This is a genomic window from Allomesorhizobium camelthorni (genome assembly GCF_011045125.1).
In the GTDB taxonomy this organism is placed as follows: Bacteria; Pseudomonadota; Alphaproteobacteria; order Rhizobiales; family Rhizobiaceae; genus Allomesorhizobium; species Allomesorhizobium camelthorni.
Genome location: NZ_JAAKZF010000002.1, coordinates 192569 through 216141 on the forward strand (window position 1 = coordinate 192569; position 23573 = coordinate 216141).

26 protein-coding genes are annotated in these 23573 nt (G+C 62.2%); 15 read left to right on the forward strand and 11 right to left on the reverse strand.

Annotation, left to right across the window (positions count from 1 at the left end; translation table 11 throughout):
* Window positions 1-57: 57 nt before the first annotated feature.
* The gene (locus G6N73_RS03360) at window positions 58-1035 is read right to left on the reverse strand and encodes a tripartite tricarboxylate transporter substrate binding protein BugD (protein WP_165023351.1); all 978 of its coding nucleotides are present in this window, start codon (window positions 1033-1035) and stop codon (window positions 58-60) included.
* 259 nt (window positions 1036-1294) lie between these two features.
* On the opposite strand from G6N73_RS03360, the gene G6N73_RS03365 reads away from it, so the two are divergent.
* Both G6N73_RS03365 and G6N73_RS03370 read left to right on the forward strand, forming a co-directional pair.
* A complete protein-coding gene (locus tag G6N73_RS03365; protein WP_165023354.1) occupies window positions 1295-2599 on the forward strand; it encodes a DUF445 domain-containing protein in 1305 nt (434 codons plus the stop codon).
* A 59-nt stretch (window positions 2600-2658) separates the two neighbouring features.
* On the forward strand, window positions 2659-3090 hold the full coding sequence (locus tag G6N73_RS03370; protein WP_165023358.1) for a phasin family protein: 432 nt from the start codon (window positions 2659-2661) through the stop codon (window positions 3088-3090).
* Window positions 3091-3188: 98 nt separating this feature from the next.
* On the opposite strand, the gene G6N73_RS03375 is transcribed toward G6N73_RS03370, so the two are convergent.
* The gene (locus tag G6N73_RS03375; protein ID WP_165023361.1) at window positions 3189-3869 is read right to left on the reverse strand and encodes a DsbA family oxidoreductase; all 681 of its coding nucleotides are present in this window, start codon (window positions 3867-3869) and stop codon (window positions 3189-3191) included.
* Between the two features lie 21 nt (window positions 3870-3890).
* Window positions 3891-5693 (reverse strand): extracellular solute-binding protein, encoded by a 1803-nt coding sequence (locus G6N73_RS03380; RefSeq protein ID WP_425484042.1) that lies wholly within the window; start codon window positions 5691-5693, stop codon window positions 3891-3893.
* Window positions 5694-5963: 270 nt separating this feature from the next.
* Here G6N73_RS03380 and G6N73_RS03385 point away from each other — a divergent pair, with 270 nt between their 5' ends.
* Window positions 5964-6593, forward strand: coding sequence for an invasion associated locus B family protein (locus G6N73_RS03385; protein WP_165023366.1), 630 nt, complete (start codon window positions 5964-5966; stop codon window positions 6591-6593).
* A gap of 66 nt (window positions 6594-6659) precedes the next feature.
* On the opposite strand, the gene hspQ is transcribed toward G6N73_RS03385, so the two are convergent.
* Window positions 6660-6983 carry a heat shock protein HspQ gene (gene hspQ, locus G6N73_RS03390; protein ID WP_040586384.1) on the reverse strand — a complete coding sequence of 108 codons (324 nt, stop codon included), beginning with the start codon at window positions 6981-6983 and terminating at the stop codon, window positions 6660-6662.
* A gap of 125 nt (window positions 6984-7108) precedes the next feature.
* On the opposite strand from hspQ, the gene G6N73_RS03395 reads away from it, so the two are divergent.
* Window positions 7109-8071 (forward strand): AEC family transporter, encoded by a 963-nt coding sequence (locus tag G6N73_RS03395; protein WP_165023369.1) that lies wholly within the window; start codon window positions 7109-7111, stop codon window positions 8069-8071.
* Here G6N73_RS03395 and G6N73_RS03400 read toward each other — a convergent pair.
* Window positions 8060-9253 (reverse strand): UbiH/UbiF family hydroxylase, encoded by a 1194-nt coding sequence (locus G6N73_RS03400; RefSeq protein WP_165023374.1) that lies wholly within the window; start codon window positions 9251-9253, stop codon window positions 8060-8062. The two genes, G6N73_RS03395 and G6N73_RS03400, sit on opposite strands and share 12 nt — an antisense overlap.
* A gap of 155 nt (window positions 9254-9408) precedes the next feature.
* Here G6N73_RS03400 and pcsA point away from each other — a divergent pair, with 155 nt between their 5' ends.
* The 8 genes from pcsA (at window position 9409) to G6N73_RS03440 (ending at window position 16821) form a co-directional block, all read left to right on the forward strand.
* Window positions 9409-10197, forward strand: coding sequence for a phosphatidylcholine synthase (pcsA, locus tag G6N73_RS03405; RefSeq protein WP_165023376.1), 789 nt, complete (start codon window positions 9409-9411; stop codon window positions 10195-10197).
* A 1-nt stretch (window position 10198) separates the two neighbouring features.
* Window positions 10199-11176, forward strand: coding sequence for a quinone oxidoreductase family protein (locus tag G6N73_RS03410; RefSeq protein ID WP_165023379.1), 978 nt, complete (start codon window positions 10199-10201; stop codon window positions 11174-11176).
* 107 nt (window positions 11177-11283) lie between these two features.
* On the forward strand, window positions 11284-12855 hold the full coding sequence (locus G6N73_RS03415) for an ATP-binding cassette domain-containing protein (RefSeq protein WP_165023382.1): 1572 nt from the start codon (window positions 11284-11286) through the stop codon (window positions 12853-12855).
* On the forward strand, window positions 12855-13973 hold the full coding sequence (locus G6N73_RS03420; RefSeq protein WP_165023385.1) for an ABC transporter permease: 1119 nt from the start codon (window positions 12855-12857) through the stop codon (window positions 13971-13973). The genes G6N73_RS03415 and G6N73_RS03420 overlap by 1 nt, the downstream gene beginning before the upstream one ends.
* Complete coding sequence (locus G6N73_RS03425; protein WP_165023388.1) at window positions 13966-14880, forward strand: ABC transporter permease; 915 nt, start codon at window positions 13966-13968, stop codon at window positions 14878-14880. The genes G6N73_RS03420 and G6N73_RS03425 overlap by 8 nt, the downstream gene beginning before the upstream one ends.
* A 152-nt stretch (window positions 14881-15032) precedes the next feature.
* Window positions 15033-16046, forward strand: coding sequence for a BMP family ABC transporter substrate-binding protein (locus G6N73_RS03430; RefSeq protein WP_246251590.1), 1014 nt, complete (start codon window positions 15033-15035; stop codon window positions 16044-16046).
* A gap of 125 nt (window positions 16047-16171) precedes the next feature.
* A complete protein-coding gene (locus G6N73_RS03435) occupies window positions 16172-16408 on the forward strand; it encodes a ribbon-helix-helix protein, CopG family (protein ID WP_165023394.1) in 237 nt (78 codons plus the stop codon).
* A 2-nt stretch (window positions 16409-16410) separates the two neighbouring features.
* Window positions 16411-16821, forward strand: coding sequence for a PIN domain-containing protein (locus tag G6N73_RS03440; protein WP_165023397.1), 411 nt, complete (start codon window positions 16411-16413; stop codon window positions 16819-16821).
* A gap of 13 nt (window positions 16822-16834) precedes the next feature.
* Here G6N73_RS03440 and rimO read toward each other — a convergent pair whose 3' ends face one another.
* Together rimO and G6N73_RS03450 are read right to left on the reverse strand one after the other, a co-directional pair.
* Entirely contained in the window at window positions 16835-18148 is a 1314-nt protein-coding gene (gene rimO, locus G6N73_RS03445; protein WP_165023400.1) for a 30S ribosomal protein S12 methylthiotransferase RimO, read from the reverse strand.
* Between the two features lie 169 nt (window positions 18149-18317).
* A complete protein-coding gene (locus G6N73_RS03450; RefSeq protein WP_165023403.1) occupies window positions 18318-19010 on the reverse strand; it encodes a TerC family protein in 693 nt (230 codons plus the stop codon).
* A gap of 173 nt (window positions 19011-19183) precedes the next feature.
* On the opposite strand from G6N73_RS03450, the gene G6N73_RS03455 reads away from it, so the two are divergent.
* Window positions 19184-19432: a hypothetical protein gene (locus G6N73_RS03455; RefSeq protein WP_165023406.1), complete on the forward strand. Its 249-nt coding sequence runs from the start codon at window positions 19184-19186 to the stop codon at window positions 19430-19432.
* A gap of 25 nt (window positions 19433-19457) precedes the next feature.
* Here G6N73_RS03455 and G6N73_RS03460 read toward each other — a convergent pair whose 3' ends face one another.
* From G6N73_RS03460 to G6N73_RS03470, 3 genes are all read right to left on the reverse strand, one after another.
* On the reverse strand, window positions 19458-19922 hold the full coding sequence (locus tag G6N73_RS03460) for a Ros/MucR family transcriptional regulator (protein ID WP_165023409.1): 465 nt from the start codon (window positions 19920-19922) through the stop codon (window positions 19458-19460).
* Between the two features lie 173 nt (window positions 19923-20095).
* On the reverse strand, window positions 20096-20392 hold the full coding sequence (locus G6N73_RS36275; protein WP_206078634.1) for a hypothetical protein: 297 nt from the start codon (window positions 20390-20392) through the stop codon (window positions 20096-20098).
* A 9-nt stretch (window positions 20393-20401) separates the two neighbouring features.
* Window positions 20402-21355, reverse strand: coding sequence for a phytanoyl-CoA dioxygenase family protein (locus G6N73_RS03470; protein WP_165023412.1), 954 nt, complete (start codon window positions 21353-21355; stop codon window positions 20402-20404).
* 127 nt (window positions 21356-21482) lie between these two features.
* Here G6N73_RS03470 and G6N73_RS03475 point away from each other — a divergent pair, with 127 nt between their 5' ends.
* Both G6N73_RS03475 and G6N73_RS03480 read left to right on the forward strand, forming a co-directional pair.
* Window positions 21483-22352 carry a helix-turn-helix domain-containing protein gene (locus tag G6N73_RS03475; protein ID WP_165023414.1) on the forward strand — a complete coding sequence of 290 codons (870 nt, stop codon included), beginning with the start codon at window positions 21483-21485 and terminating at the stop codon, window positions 22350-22352.
* Window positions 22353-22432: 80 nt separating this feature from the next.
* Window positions 22433-22912, forward strand: a complete 480-nt coding sequence (locus G6N73_RS03480) for a MaoC family dehydratase (RefSeq protein WP_165023417.1) — start codon at window positions 22433-22435, stop codon at window positions 22910-22912.
* A gap of 9 nt (window positions 22913-22921) precedes the next feature.
* Here G6N73_RS03480 and maiA read toward each other — a convergent pair whose 3' ends face one another.
* A complete protein-coding gene (maiA, locus tag G6N73_RS03485) occupies window positions 22922-23572 on the reverse strand; it encodes a maleylacetoacetate isomerase (protein ID WP_165023419.1) in 651 nt (216 codons plus the stop codon).
* Window position 23573: the final 1 nt, after the last annotated feature.

A 23573-nucleotide genomic window follows, 5' to 3' on the forward strand; every position in this document is an offset into this window, starting at 1 on the left:
CGCCGCTCGCCGCTGCCGGAGGAAAGCGGGGTACCATAGGCGCCCCGCCCGACACCATCAATCAGCGTATTGGCCGGCAGCGTCGATAACCGGCTTCCAGCGCGCGATTTCACTTTCGAGCTTGGCCTTTAGCGCTTCGGGAGTAGCATCGGGTTCAGACGACGGCTTGGTGCCGAGTTCGGCGAAACGGGCAGCGACATTCTCGTCCTTGAGCGCGACCTGCAGTGACTTCGAGAGGCGGTCAACGATGTCGGCCTGCGTGCCCTTCGGCGCGTAGAGGCCGTGCCAGATGCCGAACTCCATGCCGGTCAGACCGCCTTCTGCGGTCGTGGGTACGTCGGGCAGGACGTCGAGACGCTCAGGGGTGGTAACGGCATAGGCTTTCACGGTGCCGGCCTGGATCTGCTTGGTCGTGTTGGTGGTCTGGTCGCACATGATGTCGACCTGGCCGCCAAGCAGATCGGTCATCGCCGGGCCGGTGCCCTTGTAGGGGACGGTGACAAGCGGGGTGCCGATCGCGCTCATGAACAGCATGCCGCACAAATGAGAGGCCGCGCCGATGCCGGCGTTGGCGACCGTGACCTTGTCGGCGTTGGCCTTGGCGTAATCTACGAGTTCGGCCAAAGTGTCGGCTTCCATGTCTTTCTTGGCAAGGATCGTCATCGGAACCTCGGTGACGAGGCCGATATATTCGAAGGCGTTCAGCGTGTCGTAAGGCAGGTTGCGGTAGAGCGTCGCGCTGGTCGCCATGCCGATGTGGTAGAGCAGCAGCGTGTAGCCATCGGGTTCGGCATCCGCCACGCGCTTGGCGCCGAGCGTGCCGCCCGCGCCGCCGACATTTTCGACGAGCACCTGCTGGCCGAGATCCTTGGACATCGCTTCGGCGACGAGGCGCGTGACGGTATCGGTCGGCCCGCCCGCCGAAAACGGCACCACGACGGTGATGGTGCGTTCCGGATAGGCCTGCGCGCCCGCGGCGAACGAATAGAGCGTAACGGCTGCGGCCGCTGCCAGAGCGGCGATGAGCTTCTTCATCGTGAATTCCTCCCAAAACTATCGTTCCGCCGGCGCAGGAATCTTCCCCCGTCGCCGAATGCGGATGCTGCATAAAATAGACCGCCCCGGCAGATTGCAACTGTCCAGCACGCTGCCCCTACGAAAGGCCGAGAGATTTCTCGGCGCAAACGCTGAATGAACTGTTCCTGCCTCGCGGAGACCTTCATCGCTCAGCCGGCGTGTAAATGTCCGGCGAGGACACTAGGTTGGCGATGGAGGCCAGCAGGGAGTACCGCGGATGTCTTCGACCGGATATGATGCGCCCATCGGAGCGGCGATTGGTTTCAGCGCCGACGACGCCGCCAAGCTCGCTGCGCTGCGGCGCACCAAGTTCATCGCCACCGGCGCACTCGCGCTCTGCGTCGCGGTCTTCGCGATCACCAAATATTTCCAGCCAATCCTGCCCTGGCTGGGCTTCGTCGCGGCATTCGCCGAGGCGGCGACGATCGGCGGCCTCGCGGACTGGTATGCGGTGGTGGCGCTGTTCAGGCGGCCGCTCGGCCTGCCGATCCCGCACACGGCCATCATCCCGGAAAACCAAAGCCGCATCGCCGACAATCTCGGCCGCTTCATCGAGGTCAATTTTCTGGCGCCCGGCCCGGTGCGGGAAAAGCTGAACGAGGTGGATTTCGCTGCGCTCGTCGCCGACTGGCTGTCCGATCCGGAGCGCGCGGCCGGCCTGTCGCGCTTCGTCGCGCGGCTTGTGCCGCAGACCCTGTCGGCCGTCGAGCGGTCCGGCCTGCGCGACTTCGTTACACAAAGAATTGTCGAGCAGGTCGAGAAGGTGCCGGTCGCGCCATTGGCCGCCGAGTTGCTGTCGGCCTTCACCGACGACCGCCGCCATCAGAAACTGTTCGACGAGTTCACCAAGGTCGTTGGGAGATTCCTTGCCGACGACGAGGCGCTGGCCGCGATGCGCGAGAAAATCCGCGAGGAACTGCCTACGGTGTTCAATCTGTTTCGCGCCGATGCCTATCTCCTGAAGAAGATCGTCGCTTCGGCCGGCTTGCTGCTGGAGGAAGTGCGGACCGATCCGCACCATCCGATGCGGCAGGAATTTGACCATTTCGTGCTCAATTTCCTCGAAAAGCTGCGCAGGTCCAAGGATTACGCCAAACGTGCGGAGAAGCTGAAGCGCGATTTCCTGGCGCGGCCCGAACTCCGCGAGCTTGCGCAAGACATGTGGGAGAGCCTGCGCTCCGTCATCGAGCATGACGCCAGTGCGCCCAAATCGATGATCCGCGAGCATCTCGCCGGGATGTTCGTCGAAGTGGGACGGCATCTCGCGAGCGACCGGAAAATCCGCGCCGACATGAACCAGGGTTTCGTCGTCGCGCTGGCTTCCTTCGTCGAGAGCCAGAAAAGCGGCGTATCGGGCTTCGTCGCCGACCAGGTCAAGAGTTGGGATCTGGCGCAGCTCACGCGGTTGATTGAAATGAATATCGGCCGCGACCTGCAATATATCCGATTTAACGGCATGCTGATCGGCGGCATCGCCGGGCTGATGCTCTATGTCGGCGAGCTGCTTTTCCTGGCGAATTGACCCGGCCGGGCAAAGCTCTATTCTCGTTTCGTAACGCCCGCGCGGCAAGGGAGAGAGCCATGGCCAAGAAGCCGGAATCCGAATCCTTCATGGATATGTTCAGCAATTTCGGCCGCGACCTGAAGATGCCGAGTGTTGATGTCGAGGCCATCCTCAACCACCATCGCAAAAATCTCGAGGCGCTGCAGAAATCGGCTTCGGCCTCGGCGTCGGGCGCGCAAAACCTGATGGCCAAGCAGCGCCAGATCCTGCAGGACACGATGAGCGAGATCACCGACATGGCGCAGAGCTACCGTGCGCCCGGCAATCCGCAGGAGATGATGACCAAGCAGGCCGAATTCGCCCGGCGTTCCTTCGAGACCGCCGTCAAGAACGCCAGCGAAGCCGCTGAAATCATCAAGAAATCCGGAACCGAATCGGTCGAGATACTGCGCGAGCGTATCCGCGAGACGATGGAAGAGATCCGCCAGGGCTACGAGAAGAACAGGTAGCGGCGCTCTGCAGGGACATTGCTACCGCTTCGGCGAGCGGACGGTGCGCGACAGACAGGGATCTAGGTTTCTGGCACGGATGGAGCCGAGGCTCCGCTTCAGGTCGCCTGTTCCAGTTCCCCGCGGGCCTTGGCCGCCGCCACCTGCCTGATCGCGTCGACGAGGGTGTCGGCATCCTGTGCGCCCATGACCGCATACCTGCCTTCAAGCAGGAAGCAGGGAACGCCGGTTATGCCCATCCGGGAGGCCGTCGCAACTTCCGTCGCCACCGCGTCGCGGTCCGCGTCGGTCGGGAGGAGCGTCTCGACAACGGCTGCATCCATGCCTACTTCACGCGCGGCCTCGATCAGCACGGCATGATCGCCGACATTGGCGCCTTCTTCGAAATAGAGCTGGAATAGCCGCTTCGCCAAACGGTCCTGCAAATCGCCGCCGGCAGCAGCTGCCCAGCGCAGCACGCGGTGAGCATCGAGCGTGTTGGGCGAAACCTTGATCGCTCCGAAATCGAAGGCGATGCCTTCTTCGGCGCCCAGAGGTTCGATGCGAGCGTGGATCTCGCGCAGCCGCTCTTCGCTGCCGAATTTCGCCAGCATATAGGCCTTGCGGTCCTTGCCTTCGGGCGGAATGGTCGGGTCGAGCTGATAGGGTCGCCAGCGCACGTCGACATCAATTTCGGGAACCGCTTCCAGCGCCCGGCCGAGCCGCTTCTGGCCGATGAAGCACCAGGGGCAGACGACATCGGACACAACATCTATGGTGATCGCGGGGCGTTCGGTCATAGGGCTTTCCTTTGCGCTGGACTATTCGGGCTTTCGCCACCAGGTCGGAAGTTGGAAACCGAATATAGGCGTCTTGTCCGGATGCGCCAGATAAGCCCAGTAGGCGACGGACTGTTCGGTATTGTGCTGCATCGGAACCATGTAGGCGCCGGATATCAGCAGACGGTCGAGCGTGCGCACCGCGGCGACGTAGTCTTCCTTGTCGCGGGCGTTGAGCATCGCGTCGATCATGGTGTCTATTGCCGGATCGGCAACACCGGCCAAATTGAAAGAGCCTTCCGCATCACGGGCTTCCGAACCCCAGCGGCCGATCAGTTCGATCCCTGGCGACAGCGTGCCGGAAAAACCGGTCGAGCCGATCACCACTTCGAAGTCGAAGCGCTGCTTGCGCTGCTGGATCTGTGCGTCGTCGACGCTGCGGATGGAAACCGCGATGCCCAGTTTCTGCAGCGTGCGCTGGTAGATCGAGGCGAGGCGCTCTTCGCTCTGTGAGGCAGTCAGTATCTCGAAGCCGAAAGGCTGGCCGTCAGGCCCGATCAAGGCGCCGCCGTTCATTGCGAAGCCGGCGCTTTTCAGGAGATCGAGCGCCGACTTGAGGACGGTGCGGTCGCGGCCCGAACCGTCCGTCACCGCCGGCCGCCAGGTGCCGTCCATTACTTCGGGAAGCACCGAGCCGGGGAAGGGCGCCAGCAGCGTCTTCTCCTTCTCGCTGGCCGGCCGGCCCAGTGCTGACAGTTCGGAATTCTGCCAGTAGCTCGCGGTGCGCTCGAACTTGCCGTCGAATATATTCTTGTTGGCCCATTCGAAATCGTAGAGCATCGCAAGCGCGCGCCTCACTTTGGAGTCGGCGAATTTTGGCAGCCGCGTGTTGAACAGGAAGCCGGTGACGACCGGCGGCAGCTTCCGCTCGAAGGTTTCGACGACCACGTCGCCGGCCTTGAATGCGGGAAAATCGAAATCGCGCGCGACCTGGTTTGGATCGAGGCCCGTATAAATCGGCCCGGCATAGGCCGAGCATATGCCCTTCTTGAAGGCCTCGAACTGAGAATTGGCGTTCAGGAAATATTCGATGGTGATGCGGTCGTAATTGTCGAAACCGCGCTTGGCGGGAAGGTCCTTGCCCCAATAGTTGGGGTTTCGCTCGAAAATTATGCGCTCGCCGGGCTCGACTTCGGTGATCCTGTAGGGGCCGCTGCCGGTCACCGGCTTCAGCGTCGTCTGGTCGAACGTTTCCTTGTCGAAGGCATGCTTCGGCAGGATCGGCGTCATGGCGATGATCAGCGGAAATTCGCGATCTGCATGCTCGTTGAAGGTGAAGCGGACCGAGTGCTCGCCGGTCTTTTCCAGCTTGGCGACCTTGGCCATGCGGTCGCTGTAGGGCGGGCGGCCTTTCTCGGTATAGACCTCGTAGGTGAACAGCACGTCCTCCGGCGTGACCGGCTTGCCGTCCGACCATTTCGCATTCGGATTGAGGTTGAACTCGACGGTCTTGCGGTCCGGCGTGATGTCGATCGTTTCGGCGAGCAGGCCATAGAGCGAAAACGCTTCGTCGGCATTGCGCGTCATCAGCGATTCGAACACCAGATTGCCGAATATGGTGTCGATCACGCCGCGCGCCGTCGTGCGCAGACTCTTGACGATGAACGGGTTCAGATTGTCGAAGCTTCCAATCACGCAATAGGTGATGCTGCCGCCCTTCGGCGCGTCCGGATTGACGTAGGAGAAGTGCCGGTAGTCCGGCGGCAGTGCCGGTTCGCCCTGCATGGCGATCGCGTGCCGCGGCTCCGCATTCGCCGTCCCGCTTATGAACGGCGACAAGGCCATTGCGGCGCAAAGGACAAGAAAAAGGCGGCGCATTAGAACGTCCTGTCGTCAATTCTTCGGATGATTCGAGTTTCAGCCTATCACGATGGCGCCATTGTGAGATAAGGCGGGCGTGAAGCCAAATAATCCAAAGCGGCGTCTGGATTCATGTTGCCGCGCGGTGTAACACGCCCGCGACAGTCATGCTGTTGCCTTATTTGGCCAACAGGTACGCGGTGACTTTCGGCTGAAAGCGGCCGATCCGAGATCTTTTGAGAGGATATCGACAAGATGACGAGCCTGAAAACCGACTTTTCCCGCCTTTCGGTCTTGGCCGCAGGCGTGGTCGGGCTGCTCGCCGCCGGTCTTTCGCCGGCCGCGGCTCAACAGCAGCCGCAGATTCCGCAGGGCTGGTTCAAGGCCTGCTCCAAGCAGCAGGACGTGGACATCTGCAATGTACAGAACATCACCACCGCAGCCAGCGGTCAGCTCGTCACCGGCATCAGCTTGATAGAACTCAAGGGCAAGATCAACCGCAAGGTGTTTCAGGTCACGGTCCCGACCGGCCGCCTCGTGCCTCCCGGCATCGGCCTTCAGATCGATGGCGGCAAGGCGCAGAAGCTCGATTACGTGATCTGCTTCCCGGACCGTTGCGTGGCCGAAGTGGCGCTTTCCGACCAGATCGTATCGTCCTTCAAGAAGGGCCAGGAACTGACCCTCACTTCAGTCAATTTCCAGAACCAGCCGAACCCGGTCAAGGTTTCGCTGAAGGGCTTCACCGGCGCCTTCGACGGCCCGCCGCTGCAGCAGGCCGATATCGAGGACCGGCAGAAGAAGCTTCAGGAATTCGTCAACAAGAATAATGAGGACTTCGCCAAGAAGCTCAAGGAAGAGCAGGACAAGGCGAAGGCGGCCAACTGACCGCATCCAGCAAGACACGAAAAAAGCGGGGTTTCGGCCCCGCTTTTTTGTGCCCGCGATGGCGGCCTAATGGCTTAGATGGCTCTTCGGCCGGTATCGGCCGTCGGCGGTCTTGTCAAAGATCTCGCCAATTTGCGGATGCCGCACCGGTTCGCCGGATTGGTCCTCAAGCAGGTTCTGCTCCGAGACATAGGCAATGTACTCGGTCTCAGCGTTTTCGGCGAGCAGGTGGTAGAATGGTTGGTCCTTGCGCGGCCGCACCTCGGCCGGGATTGCTTCGTACCACTCTTCCGTATTGGCGAATTGAGGATCGACATCGTAGATCACGCCGCGGAACGGAAACAGCCGATGCCGCACCACCTGGCCAATCGCGAATTTAGCTGTCTTCATTTCTTCCACGTGAAAGTCTTTTCCGCCTATGTGGCGCAGGGCCGCGTCAAATTCAACCTTATACGCCCTTGACGCGTTGAGGAACAACGCGTTAGCGCGAAAGCCGGTTTCGCGGCGGGGAGCATATGTCTGACGTCATCGGGCTCGTCCTGCCGTTCTTCGGCCTGATCTTCATGGGTTTTCTGGTGGCGCGGATAACGCGCCAGCCGCTCGAAGCGCTGGGCTGGATGAACACCTTCATCATCTATGTCGCGCTGCCCGCTCTGTTTTTCCAACTGCTCGCCAAGACGCCGATCGAGAGGCTGACCGAATGGAGCTACATTTTCGGTGCGGTGTTTTCGACCTACATGGTCTTTTCCATCATGTTCGTCGGGTCGGTGCTGCTGTCGCGCGGCGAGATCGCGCAATCCACCATCAAGGGGCTGGCGGCCGCCTACGGCAATATCGGCTATATGGGGCCGGGGCTGGCTCTCCTTGCCTTCGGTCCTGAAGCCGCGGTTCCCGTGGCGCTGATCTTCTGCTTCGAAAACATTATGCATTTCGTCATGGCGCCGTTGATGATGGCATTGTCGGGGGGCGAAAAGACGCCGCCGCTGCAACTCGCTGCCGGCGTGGCGAAGAAGATCCTGCTGCATCCGTTCATCATCGCCACCGCCGTCGGCGTGGCTGCGGCGGCGGTTGAGTTCCGGCCGCCACTGCCGATCGAGCGCTTTCTCGAATATCTGTCCAGCGCCGCCGCGCCCTGCGCGCTGTTCGCCATGGGCGTGACGCTGGCGCTACGGCCGCTCAAGCGCGTGCCCAGGGAACTCGCGCCAATCGCGGCGCTCAAGCTGATCGTGCATCCGCTGATCTGCTACGTCGTCTTGAGCTGGGTGGGCAATTTCTCCGAAATATGGGTGTTTTCCGCTGTGCTCTTGGCGGGGCTGCCCACGGCGACCAACGTCTTCGTCATTGCCCAGCAATATGGCGTCTGGGTGGAGCGGGCCTCGGCAAGCGTGCTTATCACCACCTGCCTTTCTGTCGGCACGGTGACAGCGCTTCTCTACGCGATCACCACCGGCATGTTGCCGCCCGACCTATTCCCTTGAGAAAATCGATGAGAAGCCGCTGCCCGGCCTGAGACCCTCGCGCATGAAGAATGCCCGCAGCGGCGCGAAGGAGCCGAGCACTCCGAGGCCTGCGCTACGCATCAGTTGTGCCGGCAGCATGTTCGACAGCAGCGAGCGGTTCAGCAGGCTGACCGCACCGGTACGCGCCAATATATCGGGCCGGCGCCTGGCATCATAGGCGGCAAGCGCTGCCGGCGAACCCGGATCGGTGCGGTTTTCCGCTGCAATCGCAACCAGTTGCTCGACGTCCCTGATACCGAGATTCAAGCCTTGCGCGCCGATGGGCGGGAAAACATGGGCGGCCTCGCCGACGAGCGCGACCCGGTTCTGAGCAAACCGCGCGGGCGTCGCCGCCGACAGCGGATAGATTTGCCGGCCGGGCTTCACCCGGACGCGGCCGAGCATCGACTGCATGCGCTCCTCGACCCTGGCGGAAAGAGCGTCGTCGTCAAGGGCGGCGAGTTCCTCGGCCGTTTCGGGCGCGACCACCCAGACCAGGCTCGAACGGTCGCCCGGCAGCGGCACCTGCGTGAACGGCCCGGTTTCAGTGTGGAATTCGGTCGAGATGAAGCCGTGCGGCCGGGCATGCGCGAAATTGATGACCAGCGCGGCTTGGCGGTAGGCCCGCGTCGAGGTTGAGATGCCGGCAGCCTGCCTGGCATGCGACATGCGCCCGTCGGCAGCAACCGCAAGCGTGCCGGACACTTCGTCGCCGCCGGCCAGAACCGCCGTGATCCGGTCCGTTCCGACTGCCCAGCTTGCGACCAGTATCCGCCGCCACTCGATGCGGGGATGCGACGCCACGGCACGTTCCAGCGCCGCGTTCAGGTCCCGGTTGGGCACGTTCAGCCCGAAGAATTCTTCCCCGATCTCGCTGGCATGGAAGGTGACCACGGGACTGCGGATCAGCCGGTTCGTCGCGTCGACGATGCGCATGATGCGTAGTGGCGCCGCTTTCGCCTTGATCGCTTCGGCAACGCCGAGCGTATCAAGAAAGCTGAGCGCCGGAGCCATCAGCGCCGTGGTGCGGCCGTCATTCCGGCCTACTTCGGGACCTGCCAGGATTACTGGGTAGCCGGCATGCGCCAGTCCGAGGGCTGCTATCAACCCAGCCGGCCCGGTTCCCGCAACGATCACGTTCTGTGGATTATCCTGATCCAAGGCTGCTTCCGGACGCTCGATGGCTTCGATGAGGGTATAGGCAGCCGGCGCGCTCGGAGCAACGTGGCGATTCAGCCCATCGACGGCGGGCGCAATAGCGCTTGTACGCTCGACAAGGCTGCGATTAAGGTCGGGCTGACGGAAGAGGACAATTCATGGCGGACAGCCCGCATGTCGGTCGCACCAAACGCAGGCAGGTCACCTGGCCGCAGGCGAAGGCCTTTTCGGTTCATCTGCTGACCGCCTCGGGATCGTTCCTGGCCTTTTTGTCGCTTGTGGCGGCCAGCGAAGAGCGCTGGACGGCGATGTTCTGGTGGCTCGGCCTGGCGCTGTTCGTGGATGGCATAGACGGCCCGATCGCGCGCAAGCTCGAAGTCAAGGAAATCCTTCCGACCTGGTCGGGCGAGCTTCTCGACAACATCATCGATTACGTCACCTACGTCCTCATCCCGGCTTTCGCGCTCTACCAGTTCGGGCTGATGGGCGAGGGGCTCTCCTTCCTGTCGGCAGCGATCATCGTGGTTTCGAGCGCGATCTATTATGCCGACACCGGCATGAAGACGAAGGAGAACTTCTTCAAGGGATTCCCGGTGGTATGGAACATGGTGGTGTTCACGCTGTTCGTCACCGAGCCGGGCCAGTGGCTGTCCTTCGCCGTTGTCGTCTTCGCCGGCATCCTGACATTCGTGCCGGTCTACTTCCTGCACCCTGTCCGCGTAAGACGGCTGCGGCCGCTCAACCTGACGGTCACGCTATTGTGGTGCGCCTTCGGCGCGCTTGCGCTTGCGCAGTCGGCGCTCGCCACCTTCTATGACAGGATCGGTGTGCTTTCGGCGAATGTCGGCCTTTTCACCAAGATCGGCATCGCCTCGACCGGCATCTACCTGTTCTTCATCGGCGGCGTGATGCAGTTGTTTCCCAATCTAGGCGCCAGGAAAGTCTGACATGTCAAAAGCAATAAAGATCCAGGCCAATGGTGGACCGGAGGTGATGGCCTATGAAGAGAACGATCCAGGCCGTCCCGGTCCGGGGCAGGTGCTCGTCCGCCATACCGCGATCGGGTTGAACTTCCTCGACGTCTATTACCGCAGCGGGGTCTATCCCGCGCCGGCGGGATTTCCACTTATCCTCGGCAACGAGGCGGCGGGCGTGGTTGTCGAGACCGGCGAAGGCGTCGAAGGGCTGAAGAATGGCGATCGCGTCGCCTATGCCGGCCCGCTCGGCGCTTATAGTGACGAGCGGGTCATCACAGCGTCGGTTCTCGTCAGGGTTCCAGACGGCGTCAGCGACGAGCAGGCGGCCGCCATGATGCTGAAGGGCATGACCGCCGAATATCTGTTGCGCAGGACATTCCCGGTGAAGCCCGGCGACACCATCCTCTACCACGCCGCGGCCGGCGGCGTCGGTCTGATCCTCGGGCAATGGGCGAAGCATCTCGGCGCAACTGTGATCGGCACGGCGAGCTCCGCCGAGAAGATCGCGCTGGCGAAGGCGCATGGCTTCGACCATGTCATCAATTATCGCGAGACCGATTTCGTCGGCGCGGTGAAGGAGATCACCGGCGGCAAGCTCTGCGATGTTGTCTACGACTCTGTCGGCAAGGACACGTTTCCGGGATCACTCGACTGCCTGAGGCCGCGCGGCCTGTTCGTCTCCTTTGGCCAGTCGTCCGGCCCGATACCGCCTTTCAACTTGGCGCTGCTGTCGCAGAAGGGTTCGCTGTTCGCCACCCGGCCAACGATCTTCTCCTACAATGCCAAGCGCGAAGATCTCGAAGCATCGGCGAAGGCGCTGTTCGAGGTGGTGGCAAGCGGTGCGGTCAGGGTCGAGATCAACCAGCGCTATGCGCTTAAGGATGCTGCCAAGGCGCATGCCGATCTCGAAGCGCGCAAGACCACGGGGACAAGCATTCTCCTCCCTTGAGTTTTCCCCGAAATTCTTGAAGCACTTTCAAGCGGCGTCCCGCTTTGCGTTATGCAACAGCCGCGCCTACGATGCTTTCGGGAACATAATCAAAACTGGGGAGCGTTGTGACGGCAACCCTTGAGACTGAAGGCGGCAACCTGCTCGAGGTGCGCGGCCTGACGAAAATCTTCGGCACGCTCAAGGCGTGCGACAATATCGATCTTACGGTCGGCCGGGGCGAGATCCACGCGCTGCTCGGCGAAAACGGCGCCGGCAAATCCACTCTGGTCAAGATGCTGTTCGGCTCGCTGGAGCCGAATGCCGGCGAAATCCGATGGAACGGCCAGGTCGAGCAGATTTCCAGCCCGGGCGCTGCCCGCAAGCTCGGCATCGGCATGGTGTTCCAGCACTTTTCGTTGTTCGATGCGTTGACCGCGGCCGAAAACATAGCCCTGTCGCTCGACGACGATACGCCGATCGCCACCATCGCCGCCAAGGCCAAGGCGCTCTCCTACAGCTACGGCCTGCCGCTCGATCCCTATTCGCTGGTCGGCGATCTGTCGGTGGGCGAACGCCAGCGCATCGAGATCATCCGCTGCCTGTTGCAGACCCCGCAGCTCATTATCCTCGATGAGCCGACCTCCGTGCTGACGCCGCAAGAAGCCGACCGGCTTTTCGAGACGCTGGAAAGGCTGCGCTCGGAAGGCAAGTCGATCCTCTACATTTCGCACCGGCTGGAAGAGGTCAAACGCTTGTGCGACCGCGCCACCGTGCTGCGCCACGGCAAGGTCGTCGGCCATTGCGATCCGCGCAAGGAAACTGCTTCGTCGCTGGCCCGCATGATGGTCGGCAACGAGGTGCAGGCCGTGGTGCGCGATCCCGTCCAGGGCATGGACAAAGCCGCAGCGCTACTCGAGGTGCGCAACCTCTCGCGCACTCCCGCAACACCCTTCTCCATCCCGCTCCGCAACATCAATCTCAGCGCCCGCGCCGGCGAGGTGATCGGCATAGCGGGCGTTGCCGGCAACGGCCAGGGAGAATTCTTCGAGGCGGTGTCGGGCGAAGTCCAGCAGCAGGATGCGGCGAACGTCCGCATCCGCGGCAAGGATGCCGGCCGGCTGACGATTTCGGGCCGCAGGCTGCTTGGTGCGGCCTTCGTGCCGGAGGAGCGACTGGGCCACGGCGCGGCGCCCCGCATGCGCCTGTCGGAAAACCTGCTCCTGTCGCGTCACGCCACCGACCGCAAAGCCTTTCTCGGCACGGCCGGGACGGTGCAGACCCGCGCCATCGCCACCGCCGCGCAGCGCATCATCGAAATCATGGACGTGCGCAAGAGTGGGCCCGACCCGGAGGCTGCCGCGCTTTCGGGCGGCAATCTGCAGAAATTCATCATAGGCCGCGAACTCGACCGCCGCCCGGCGGTGATGGTGGTCAACCAGCCGACCTGGGGCGTTGACGCCGGTGCGGCTGCCCGCATACGCCAGGCGCTGATCGAACTGGCGCGCAGCGGCTCAGCCGTGGTGGTCATCAGCCAGGATCTCGACGAATTGTTCGAGATCTCCGATTCCATCGCGGTCATGCACAATGGCGAATTGTCGAAACCGCTGCCGATCGCCGAGGCGACCTTCGAGAAGGTCGGGCTATTGATGGGCGGCGCCGAGCCCGGCCATGTCGAACCTGTGGCGGAGCTGGCCTGATGCGCATCGAACTCGTCAAACGCCCTCAGCAATCGGCGCTGTTTTCCGCGCTGTCGCCCTTCATCGCGCTTGGGCTCACGCTGATTGCCGGCGCGATCATGTTTTCGCTGCTCGGCAAGAACCCCGCCGAGGCGCTCTACTATTACTTCATCGACCCGCTCACCGGCCTATGGGACGAGAACAACCGCTGGCAGTTGCACGAGCTGGCGGTCAAGGCAGCGCCGCTCATCCTGATCGCAGTCGGGCTGTCCGTCTGCTTCCTGTCCAACAACTGGAACATCGGCGCCGAGGGGCAGTTCACCATCGGCGCGATTGTCGGCTCGATCCTGCCGGTCATGTATCCCGACCTGCAATCCTGGATCGTCCTGCCGCTGATGCTCCTGATGGGCATGATCGGCGGCGCGGCCTACGCGTCCGTGCCGGCCTATCTCAAGGCCCGCTTCAACACCAACGAGATCCTGACCAGCCTGATGCTGGTCTATGTCGCCCAGCTTTTCCTCGACTGGCTGGTGCGCGGTCCCTGGCGCAACCCTGGGGGCATGAATTTTCCGGAAACACGCAATTTCCACGAATACGCCATCCTGCCGGAAATTCTGCCTGCCTCGGGCCGCGCCCATTGGGGGTTTGCCTTTGCACTGATTGCTGCGGTCGCGGCCTGGTTCATGCTGTCCAGAACGCTGCGCGGCTTCGAGGTCAAGGTGCTCGGCCAGAGCCCGAGGGCAGGGCGCTTCGCCGGCTTCTCGGCGTCGAAGATGGTGTTCTTCGCCTTCATCGTCTCCGGCGCGCTTGCCGGGCTGGCGGGCATTTCGGAAGTATCGGGCGCGATCGGCCAGCTACGTCCGACCATTTCGCCGGGCTATGGCTTTGCGGCAATCATCGTGGCCTTTCTCGGCCGCCTCAATCCGTTGGGCATCGTCGCAGCGGGGCTGGTGCTTGCGCTGTCGTATCTCGGCGGCGAGGCTGCGCAGATCTCGATCGGCGTCTCCGACAAGGTGGTGCGCGCCTTCCAGGGCATGATCCTGTTCTTCGTGCTCGCCTGCGACACGCTGATCCATTACCGCGTCCGCTTCGTCGGCACGCCTGCCGTGAAGGCGGCGGAGGTTTCCCAGAATGTTTGAATCCATCCTCATCACTATCGCAACGGCCGCGACGCCGCTGCTCATCGCTTCGATCGGCGAACTGGTGGTCGAGCGCTCCGGCGTGCTCAACCTCGGCGTCGAAGGCATGATGGTCATGGGCGCGGTCACCGGCTTCGGCGTGACGCTGGCCACCGGCTCGCCCTGGCTTGGCATTTTCGCGGCAATCGCGGTCGGCGCGCTGTTTTCCCTGCTGTTCGGCTTCCTGACGCTGACGCTCGTCACCAACCAGGTCGCCACCGGGCTGGCGCTGACGCTGCTCGGCCTCGGCCTCTCCGGCATGCTCGGCGAAGGTTTTGTCGGCCAGCCCGGCATCAAGCTCGGCAATCTCGACATTCCGTTCCTGTCCGATCTCCCTGTGATCGGAAGGCTGATCTTCGGCCAGGATCCGGTGTTCTATCTCTCGATCCTGCTGACCGTCGGCGTCGCCTGGTTCCTGTTCCGCACGCGGGCCGGCCTGACCCTGCGCTCGGTCGGCGACAATCATGGCTCGGCGCATGCGCTTGGCATCAACGTCATCGGCATACGCTATCTGGCGGTGATGTTCGGCGGGGCCTGCGCCGGCCTGGCGGGCGCGTACCTGTCGCTGGTCTACACGCCGCAATGGATCGAGAACATGACCGCCGGGCGCGGCTGGATCGCGCTGGCGCTGGTCGTGTTCGCTTCATGGCGGCCGTGGCGCGTGCTCGCCGGCGCTTATCTCTTCGGCGCCGTCTCGATCGGCCAACTGCACGCGCAGGCGCTGGGGATAGGCGTGCCCTCGCAGCTACTTTCTTCGCTTCCCTATCTGGCGACCATCGTCGTGCTTGTTCTAATCTCGCGCAACAGGCGGCTGACCATGGTCAACACACCGGCTTCTCTGGGGCGGCCGTTTGTGCCAGATCGCTAAGGCATGATTCCGGGAAATGGGAACGGTCCGGAAACATCATGTTCAAAAACAACGGGATAGTGTCCCCGGCAACAACTGAAAGAGGACGAACGAGAATGAAAAGCAAAATTTTGTCATTTGCCGCCGCGGCAGCCGTGCTGTCGCTCGGCACTATGGCCGCGGAAGCAGCCACCAAGGCCTGCTACATCTATGTCGGGCCGATCGGCGACTTCGGCTGGTCCTATCAGCACCATCAGGGCCTCGAACAGATGAAGGCGGAGCTCGGCGATCAGGTCGAGACAGCCTATCTCGAAAGCGTGCCGGAAGGCGCCGACGCGGAGCGCGCCATCGAGCGCTTCGCCCGTTCCGGCTGCAACATCATCTTCACCACCTCCTTCGGCTACATGGACCCGACCAACAAGGTCGCCGGAAAATTCCCGGACGTGAAGTTCGAGCACGCGACCGGCTACAAGCGCGATCATCCGAACGTCGCGACCTACAATTCCAAATTCCATGAGGGCCGATACGTGCAGGGCGTGATCGCGGCGAAGATGTCGAAAGCCGGCGTTGCCGGCTACATCGCCTCCTTCCCGATCCCCGAAGTGGTGATGGGCATCAACTCCTTCGTGCTTGGCGCGCAATCGATCAATCCCGATTTCAAGCTGAAGGTCGTATGGGCAAACACCTGGTTCGACCCGGGCAAGGAAGCGGACGCTGCCAAGGCGCTGATCGACCAAGGCGTCGACATCATCACCCAGCACACGGATTCGACCGCGCCCATGCAGGTCGCGACCGAGCGCGGCATCAAGGCCTTCGGCCAGGCTTCCGACATGATCAAGTTCGGCCCCGAAACGCAGCTCACCTCGATCGTCGACAATTGGGGCCCGTACTATACCGAGCGGGTCAAGGCGGTAATCGACGGCACCTGGAAGCAGCATGACGTCTGGGGCGGAATGAAGGAAGGCCACGTCGTCATGGCGCCTTACGCCAATATGCCTGACGATGTGAAGAAGCTCGCCGAGGAGACCGAGGCGAAGATCAAGTCCGGCGAATTCAACCCCTTCACTGGTCCGATCAAGAAGCAGGACGGCTCGGAATGGCTGAAGGATGGCGAGGTCGCCGAGGACGGCGTGCTGCTCGGCATGAACTTCTACGTCCAGGGCGTGGACGACCGGCTGCCGAAGTGATCGGCTGGTGGCTCCAAGTAATCGAAAGGGCGCCAAAGGGCGCCCTTTTTGTTGGAGCCCTTTATCCCGTCTGCAGGCTGGTTCGTGGCCTTGCCGGCATTCGCGCAACTGTGGTACTGTGAAGCATGAAAAATATCACAGTTACTGTGGACAACGAAACCTACCGGCGCGCGCGAATGAAGGCGGCCGAACGTGATTCTTCCGTCTCGGCGATGGTTCGAGAGTATTTGAAGGACCTTGCAAATACGGAAACTGAATTCGAGAGGCTGAAACGCAAGGAAGCAGCAATAAGATCGACAATCACCGGATTCAGCGCTTCTGATCGCTTGTCGCGTGAAGAAGTTCACGAACGCAATCGCTGATCGTGCCGGTTTTTCTCGACACCAACGTTCTGCTCTATTCCATTAGCTCTGACCCTTATGAGTCCTCGAAGCGAGAACGGGCGCTGATTTTGCTCGATGGCGACGATTGCGCGTTGTCCGTCCAGGTTCTGCAGGAGTTCTACGTTCAGGCGACACGCGCATCACGCTCAGGTGCAATATCTCACGGGACAGCGACAGACATCATAAGCACTTGGATGCGCTTTCCCGTGCAGGACAATACCCTTGCGCTGTTTCAGGACGCGCTTCAGATCAAGGCCGTGTCGGGGTTCTCATTTTGGGATTGTGCGATCATTGCTTCAGCCCGCGCTCAGAATTGCCGAGAACTCATGACGGAGGATCTTGCCCACGGCCGCGAGATCGCCGGCGTGCGCATTGTCAATCCATTCCTATAGCCGAAGGCAGCGGTCAGACAGCCGAGCCGTAGAGATCGTAGGCGTCGGCGCGATCGATCTTGACCGTCACGATATCGCCGGCGCGCAGCGGCCGGCGCGACTGGATGTGGACCGAGCCGTCGATCTCCGGCGCGTCGTATTTCGTGCGACCCTTGGCCGATAGACCATGCGCCTCGTCGATGATGACGGGCAGGCGTTTGCCAACCTTCTTCTGCTGCCGGACAGCGGAGATCTTCTGCTGGCGCTGCATGAAGCGGTGCCAGCGGGCTTCCTTCACCTCCTGTGGCACCTGTTCGAGGCCGAGATCGTTCGAGCGGGCACCCTTCACAGCTTCGTATTTGAAGCAGCCGGCGCGGTCGATTTTGGCTTCGTCCAGCCAGTCGAGCAGCATCTCGAATTCCTCGTCCGTCTCGCCGGGAAAGCCGACGATGAAAGTCGAGCGGATGGCAAGATCCGGGCAGACCTCGCGCCAGCCGCGAATGCGCTCCAGCGTCTTTTCGCCATGCGCCGGGCGGCGCATGTTCTTCAGTACCTGCGGCGAGGCGTGCTGGAAGGGGATGTCGAGATAGGGGAGGATCTTTCCCTCGGCCATTAGCGGGATCACGTCCGCGACATGCGGGTAGGGGTAGACATAGTGCATGCGCACCCAAACGCCGAGTTCGCCCAATTCCTTCGACAAATCGAGGAATTTGGCGCGTACCTCGCGCTCCTGGAACAGGCTGGTCTGGTATTTGATGTCGATCCCGTAGGCGCTGGTGTCCTGCGAGATGACCAGGATCTCCTTGACGCCTGCCTTTGCAAGCTTTTCGGCTTCGCGCAGCACGTCGCCGGCCGGTCGCGAGACGAGGTCGCCGCGCAGCGCCGGGATGATGCAGAAGGTGCAGCGGTTGTTGCAGCCCTCCGAAATCTTGAGATAGGCGTAGTGACGCGGCGTCAGCTTCACGCCCTGCGGCGGCAGAAGATCGATGAACGGCTCGTGCGTCGGAGGCGCCGCCTTGTGCACCGCCGCCATCACGCTTTCGTACGCCTGTGGTCCAGTGATGGCGAGCACGTTGGGATGCTTTTCGCGGATCACCTCCGGCTCAGCGCCAAGGCACCCGGTGACGATAACCTTGCCGTTTTCCGACATGGCCGAGCCGATGGCCGCGAGCGACTCGTCGCGTGCGGAATCGAGAAAGCCGCAGGTGTTGACCACCACGAGGTCAGCGCCGTCATGCCTGCGCGCGATCTCGTAACCCTCTGCGCGCAGCCGGGTTATGATACGCTCGGAATCCACGAGCGCCTTCGGGCATCCGAGGCTGACGAAACTGACGCGTGGAGCGGACATTAGCGGTTTTCCAATGGCTTCGGGCCGGCACCTCGAAGGTCCGGCCCGACATTCTCGAAATGATGGCGATCAGCAAACGCTGTTGGGCGCTGAATTCGGGCGGCGCAATAGCACAGTTTCGTCGTCAGGCAAACCGGCGCATGGCGCGCCGGCTTGCCTCGCGATCTGCTTAGTGGCCGCCTCCATGCGAGCCGAACCATCCGTTCATGAAACCGAACTGCTCCGGGAACTGGTCGACAGCGCCGTCCAGGATCATCTTGAGCGCAACGTAGAGTATGATGACCAGGCCGATATAGGCGATCCAGCGGTGCTTGTGCAGCAGCCGCGCCACGAACGAGGCGGCGAAGCCCATCAGCGCGATCGACAGCGCCAGGCCGAAGATCAGGACCGTCGGGTGGTCCATCGCGGCGCCGGCGACGGCCAGAACATTGTCGAGCGACATCGACACGTCGGCGATGACGATCTGCCAGGCCGCCTGCGCGAAACTCTTGCGCGGCTTCCTTCCGGCGATCTTCCCATCCTTGTCGTAATCGACGTCCGACAGCGCCTCGGTTGCTTCCTCTTCCTCTTCGTGGGTGACGCTGAGCTCGCGCCACATCTTCCAGCACACCCAGAGCAGGAGCAGGCCGCCGGCAATGAGAAGCATCGGCCCGATCGCCAGAAGCCACTGCGTGATCAAGGCAAAGCCTATGCGCAGCACGGTCGCCGCCATGATGCCGACGAGGATCGCTTTCCTGCGCTGATCGGCCGGCAGGCCGGCCGCGGCCATTCCAATCACAATGGCGTTGTCACCGGCGAGAACGAGATCGATCGCGATGACCTGAAAGAGCGCCGCGAAGCCGGCGGCAGTGAAGATTTCCATGGGCTGGGGGCCTTCCTGTCCGATGCTTTGGTTGGGCCACGGCCCTAACGCGTGACGCCGCGCGGCGTCAAGTCACCTCCGCCGGCCGCGCGGATATGTCCGCCGCCTCAAGGCGGTGTTATTCGACATTGCCTGGTTGGCGTGGCATCATCGGGTTCAAAGAGAGCAACCCCGTGACGGCGGAATACCTGAACCACCAACTCGAATGTCCCTACTGCCTGACGATCCGGCTCAGGATACCAGCCAATGCGCGCCCGGAATCGGAAATCCGGTGCGACGATTGCGGCGAATATCTCGGCACCTGGGACGATCTGCAGTCGGATTTCGAAAGGCAGGGCGGGCAGAACGGCGTGTTCCGCCTGGACCAGGGACGGATCAGGCGGGTCGAGGAAATTCCGAAAGGATTTGTCCCGGACGAATAGCCGCCAAGCTATCCGGCCGGGTCGCTCAGGACGCCTTTTTCGGACGGCCGCGCTTTGCACCAGTGGCGGGCTTGGCCTTTGGAGTTGCCTTTGCGCCCGGCTTGCGGCCGAGCCCCATGGTCTTCGCCAGGGCCGAGCGGGTGGCGGCGTAGTTCGGCGCGACCATCGGATAATCGCTCGGCAGGTTCCACTTGGCCCGGTATTCGTCCGGCGTCATGCCGTAATGGGCGCTGAGATGGCGCTTCAGCGACTTGAACTTGCGTCCGTCCTCGAGCGAGACGATGTAATCCGGCGTCACCGATTTCTTGATCGGCACGGCAGGCGTCAAGGGGGCCGGCTCCGGCTCTGGCGAGCCCGCGAGTTTCTGCAGCGAAGCGTGCACGCTCGCCACCAGGTCCGGCAGGCCGGCGACGGGAACGCTGTTCTTTGAGACATAAGCCGAGACGATGGAGGCCGTCAGTTCGAGGGCTGAAATATCGTTTTCTTGCAAGGTCGCTACTCCGAATGGCCGACTAGGCCGGTATGGGAAATCAGTTGCCAAGTATTCAATCAGCTAAAATTACCAAATTTCTCCGGATGCAAGCAAAATCGTCAAAAACCCCGTAAAAACTTCAATTCAGGCTGGGAGCGGACCGATTCTGTCCTTTCGCGGCAATCGGCGCGTCAGTTTTCGATGAACTGCAACTTCGGCTCGTGCACAAGCTGCAATTCGCGTGCCGGATGGTTGGCGATCCGCGCAAGCAAAAGCTGCCCCATCTGCAAGCCGGCCTGCGCGATATCCTCATAGATCGTGTCGACCTGGGGCCTGACCAGATTGAACAGGCCGGAAGTCTGCTTGGCCGAGCCAGCTTTCCGGCGGTCAGCGTCAGCGCGTCGCGATCGGCCGGGCACTGTGCGCGACCCGCTGGTGTTCAATCTCGACAGGGTTGTGTTCTTCGACCCCGAAAGCGGCCAGCGCATCGTCTGAGGCTACCTAGAACCGTCCCATCGCCAGCTTTTCAAGCCAAGCAGCTTTTCGCCGAGTTCGGTGAGCACCGCCATTTTGGCGTTCTTCTTTTCCCAGTCGCGCGGGTCGCCGGGGAAGGCGTCGCGCTTCGGGCTTTCCAACTCGCGCCACATCCTTATCCGTGTCGCGCGCTCGACGACGTCGTCCTCGTCGGCCGGCTGCATTGAAATATACTGCGCCATGCGCACCCGGTCCTTGGAACGGTTCGGTCGCACGCCATGCGCCAGCAACGAGTTGAAGATCAGCAGGTCGCCGGGATTCATCTCGATGTTGGTGATGGTCAGCCCGGTGATGTCCGGGTGCATCGGATCGCGGCCCGCCGGCTGCGTCTTCACCCACTCGTCGAAGCCGTAGAACAGTTCCGGGATGCACTGGAAGCCGCCAATGTCGCCGTCCTGTTTTACCAGCGACAACACGCCCTGCACGCCGATCGGCAGCGGATCGAGCGAGGTGTCGGCGTCCCAGTGGATGAAGCCGTTGACGTTGCCCGGGATGCGTTTCGGCGGGTTCAGATTGGCGCGGTCGATCGTCACCCAGAGGTCCTCGCGGTCCCAGATGTCGACAAAGGCATCGTAAACGCGCCGGACCTGGCGGTTGTCCCATAGATACTGGTGATTGTAGATCTCCAGCATGCCGGTGCCGTTCAGCTCCTGCATGATGTGGTCGCGGCGCTGCGGCGCGTACCAGGTTTCGGGATGGTTTGGGTCCTTTTCGTCAAACTCCCAGAGCAAATCCACGAGCCGCCGGACATTCTCCTGCGGCACCGCCTCTCGAACAATCACATAGCCCCTCGAAATCCAGTGCTGCCAATCGTCCTCACTCAATACCCGGAGCGGCAGTCGCTTCTGGATATCCTTGAGCTGCGTGGTGACCTGACGCGTCGAAGGATGCGCGTCTCGCTGAATTTGCGGCTGCATGTCTCTCTCCCATGGTTCCGCCTCCAATGGCGATGATGGGCAATCGTACAGCGCCGCAGACGCCAATGTTGTATTGGCGGAGCACATTCCGATACTATTCTGGCTTCTTTGACGGGAAATTCGCGCAATGAAGCCGTTCCTTGAAAAGGTCCAGCCCGAGCCGGGCGCCTCATGGGCAATGCTGAACCGCCGGCTCGATGCGGAAATTCCGTTCCAGTGGCACCACCATCCGGAATTCGAACTGACGCTGACGCTGAATTCGCGCGGCCAGCGCTTCATCGGCGATCATACGGCGGCCTTCGGCGACGTTGATCTGGTGCTGGTCGGGCCCAATTTGCCGCACACATGGAGTTCTAGCGACAAGATCGACCCGGACCGGCCGCATGTCGCGCTGGTCATGTGGTTCAGCGCGCAATGGGCGGCGACCCTCGGCGATGCCTTCGTCGAACTCGGCCACGTCGCCGCCATGCTGGAGCGCGGGGCCGCTGGCCTGAGCTTTTCGCCGGGTTGCGCCGGTTGCGTGCGTCCGGCGATCGAGGATCTGTTCACCCGGCCGCCGGACGAAAGGCTGCTGCGCCTCATCGAGGTCCTGAGCGTGCTCGCCAGGGACGAGGCCGGCGAGACGCTGGCCAGCCGCATGGTGGTGGCGCGCCCGGCCGACGGCGACCGCGCCCGCATCGACCGCGTGCTCGATCATATCCACCTGAACTACGCGTCCGGCGTCTCGGTCGACGACCTCGCCAATATCGCCGCGCTCAGCCCTTCGGGCCTGCACCGGCTGTTTCACCGCCACATGCAGCTCTCCATCTCCGACTATCTGATCCGCATGAAGATCGGCGAGGCCTGCGCCATGCTGACGGCGACTGCGAAGCCGGTCGCCCACATAGCCGACGCCGTCGGCTACAATTCGTTGGCCAATTTCAATCGCCAATTCAAGACGCTGAAAGGCCTGACGCCGCGCCTTTACCGGCAGCAGTTCCAGCCGCCGCGGCGCTGATCGAACTGCCTGGACACGGTCGCGGCTTTTCAATCGATCGGCTGCGAGGCTAGATTGCAGCGGATGCGGAGACATACACCATGACGACACTGACCTTTGCCACGCTCGACGATTTTATCGGCAAGGAACTCGGCGTGTCCGAATGGGTCACCGTCGATCAGGCGATGATTGACAAGTTCGCCGATTGCACCGGCGACCATCAGTGGATCCATGTCGATGCCGAGCGCGCCCGGAGGGAAAGCCCGTTCCGCACGACCATCGCGCATGGCTACCTGACGCTGTCGCTGGTCGCAGCGCTCGCGCAAGATCTGGGCGTCGTGCCAGAAAATACCCAGGCTGCGTTCAATTATGGTCTCGACAAGGTCCGGTTCATCACTGCCGTGAAGTCGGGCGCACGGGTCAGGCTGCGCGTCGCGATGATGTCGATCGAGAACAAGGGCCCGGGGCAGTATCTGATGAAGGCCAGCAACACGGTCGAGATCGAAGGCGAGGAGCGGCCCGCGCTGATCGCCGAAACGCTGGTGATGCTCTATGAGCGCCGCAGGAAGACGGGCGCCTGATCGTAGCGCTCACTCCGCGTCCGGCTGGTTTGCCGGCGCTGCCTTGATAAAAGCAGGCAGCGTCAGGCATTCGGCATTGATGCGCGAGATCACCGGATAGGGCGTCATATCGAGGTTGAAGCGGGCATTGTTGGCTACCTGCGCGACGAGGCAGATGTCAGCCAGACCCGGCGAATCGCAATGGCAGAAGCGTCCGGTTTCATGGCTTTCCGCCAGAATCTTTTCAAGCGGTTGGAAGGTTTCGTTGACCCAGTGCCGGAACCAGTTGGCGACATCCTCGTCGCCCGCGCCGTAAAGCGTGCGCAGCGCCGTCAATATGCGCAGATTGTTCACCGGATGGATGTCGCAGGCGATCATCTGCGACAGCATGCGCACCCGCGCCCGTCCGTGCGCGTCCGGGGGCAGCAGCGGCGGCTGCGGCTGGATCTCGTCCAAAAATTCAATGATCGCCAGCGACTGAGTGTGCAGCGCGCCGTCGCTCCAGATCAGCGCCGGCACCAAGCCTTGTGGATTGACCGCCAGATAGGCTGGCTCGAGATGCTCGCCGAGCCGCAGATGATGCGACACGTAGCGGTATTTTATCCCCTTCATCTCCAGCGCGATCCGCACCCTGTAGGAGGTCGAGGAGCGGTAGTAATTGTGCAGGATAATCTCGCTCATT

Bases quoted from the DNA above. Each gene is read 5' to 3' on its own strand.
- G6N73_RS03435 (WP_165023394.1), top strand. From the start codon at position 16,172: ATGAAAAATATCACAGTTACTGTGGACAACGAAACCTACCGGCGCGCG.
- maiA (WP_165023419.1), bottom strand. From the start codon at position 23,572: ATGAGCGAGATTATCCTGCACAATTACTACCGCTCCTCGACCTCCTAC.
- G6N73_RS03425 (WP_165023388.1), top strand. From the start codon at position 13,966: ATGTTTGAATCCATCCTCATCACTATCGCAACGGCCGCGACGCCGCTG.
- G6N73_RS03475 (WP_165023414.1), top strand. From the start codon at position 21,483: ATGAAGCCGTTCCTTGAAAAGGTCCAGCCCGAGCCGGGCGCCTCATGG.
- G6N73_RS03375 (WP_165023361.1), bottom strand. From the start codon at position 3,869: ATGACCGAACGCCCCGCGATCACCATAGATGTTGTGTCCGATGTCGTC.
- G6N73_RS03430 (WP_246251590.1), top strand. From the start codon at position 15,033: ATGGCCGCGGAAGCAGCCACCAAGGCCTGCTACATCTATGTCGGGCCG.
- hspQ (WP_040586384.1), bottom strand. From the start codon at position 6,983: ATGAAGACAGCTAAATTCGCGATTGGCCAGGTGGTGCGGCATCGGCTG.
- G6N73_RS03395 (WP_165023369.1), top strand. From the start codon at position 7,109: ATGTCTGACGTCATCGGGCTCGTCCTGCCGTTCTTCGGCCTGATCTTC.
- pcsA (WP_165023376.1), top strand. From the start codon at position 9,409: ATGGCGGACAGCCCGCATGTCGGTCGCACCAAACGCAGGCAGGTCACC.
- G6N73_RS03450 (WP_165023403.1), bottom strand. From the start codon at position 19,010: ATGGAAATCTTCACTGCCGCCGGCTTCGCGGCGCTCTTTCAGGTCATC.
- G6N73_RS03370 (WP_165023358.1), top strand. From the start codon at position 2,659: ATGGCCAAGAAGCCGGAATCCGAATCCTTCATGGATATGTTCAGCAAT.
- G6N73_RS03380 (WP_425484042.1), bottom strand. From the start codon at position 5,693: ATGGCCTTGTCGCCGTTCATAAGCGGGACGGCGAATGCGGAGCCGCGG.
- G6N73_RS03420 (WP_165023385.1), top strand. From the start codon at position 12,855: ATGCGCATCGAACTCGTCAAACGCCCTCAGCAATCGGCGCTGTTTTCC.
- G6N73_RS03410 (WP_165023379.1), top strand. From the start codon at position 10,199: ATGTCAAAAGCAATAAAGATCCAGGCCAATGGTGGACCGGAGGTGATG.
- G6N73_RS03360 (WP_165023351.1), bottom strand. From the start codon at position 1,035: ATGAAGAAGCTCATCGCCGCTCTGGCAGCGGCCGCAGCCGTTACGCTC.
- G6N73_RS03365 (WP_165023354.1), top strand. From the start codon at position 1,295: ATGTCTTCGACCGGATATGATGCGCCCATCGGAGCGGCGATTGGTTTC.
- G6N73_RS03385 (WP_165023366.1), top strand. From the start codon at position 5,964: ATGACGAGCCTGAAAACCGACTTTTCCCGCCTTTCGGTCTTGGCCGCA.
- G6N73_RS36275 (WP_206078634.1), bottom strand. From the start codon at position 20,392: ATGCGCTGGCCGCTTTCGGGGTCGAAGAACACAACCCTGTCGAGATTG.
- G6N73_RS03480 (WP_165023417.1), top strand. From the start codon at position 22,433: ATGACGACACTGACCTTTGCCACGCTCGACGATTTTATCGGCAAGGAA.
- G6N73_RS03470 (WP_165023412.1), bottom strand. From the start codon at position 21,355: ATGCAGCCGCAAATTCAGCGAGACGCGCATCCTTCGACGCGTCAGGTC.
- rimO (WP_165023400.1), bottom strand. From the start codon at position 18,148: ATGTCCGCTCCACGCGTCAGTTTCGTCAGCCTCGGATGCCCGAAGGCG.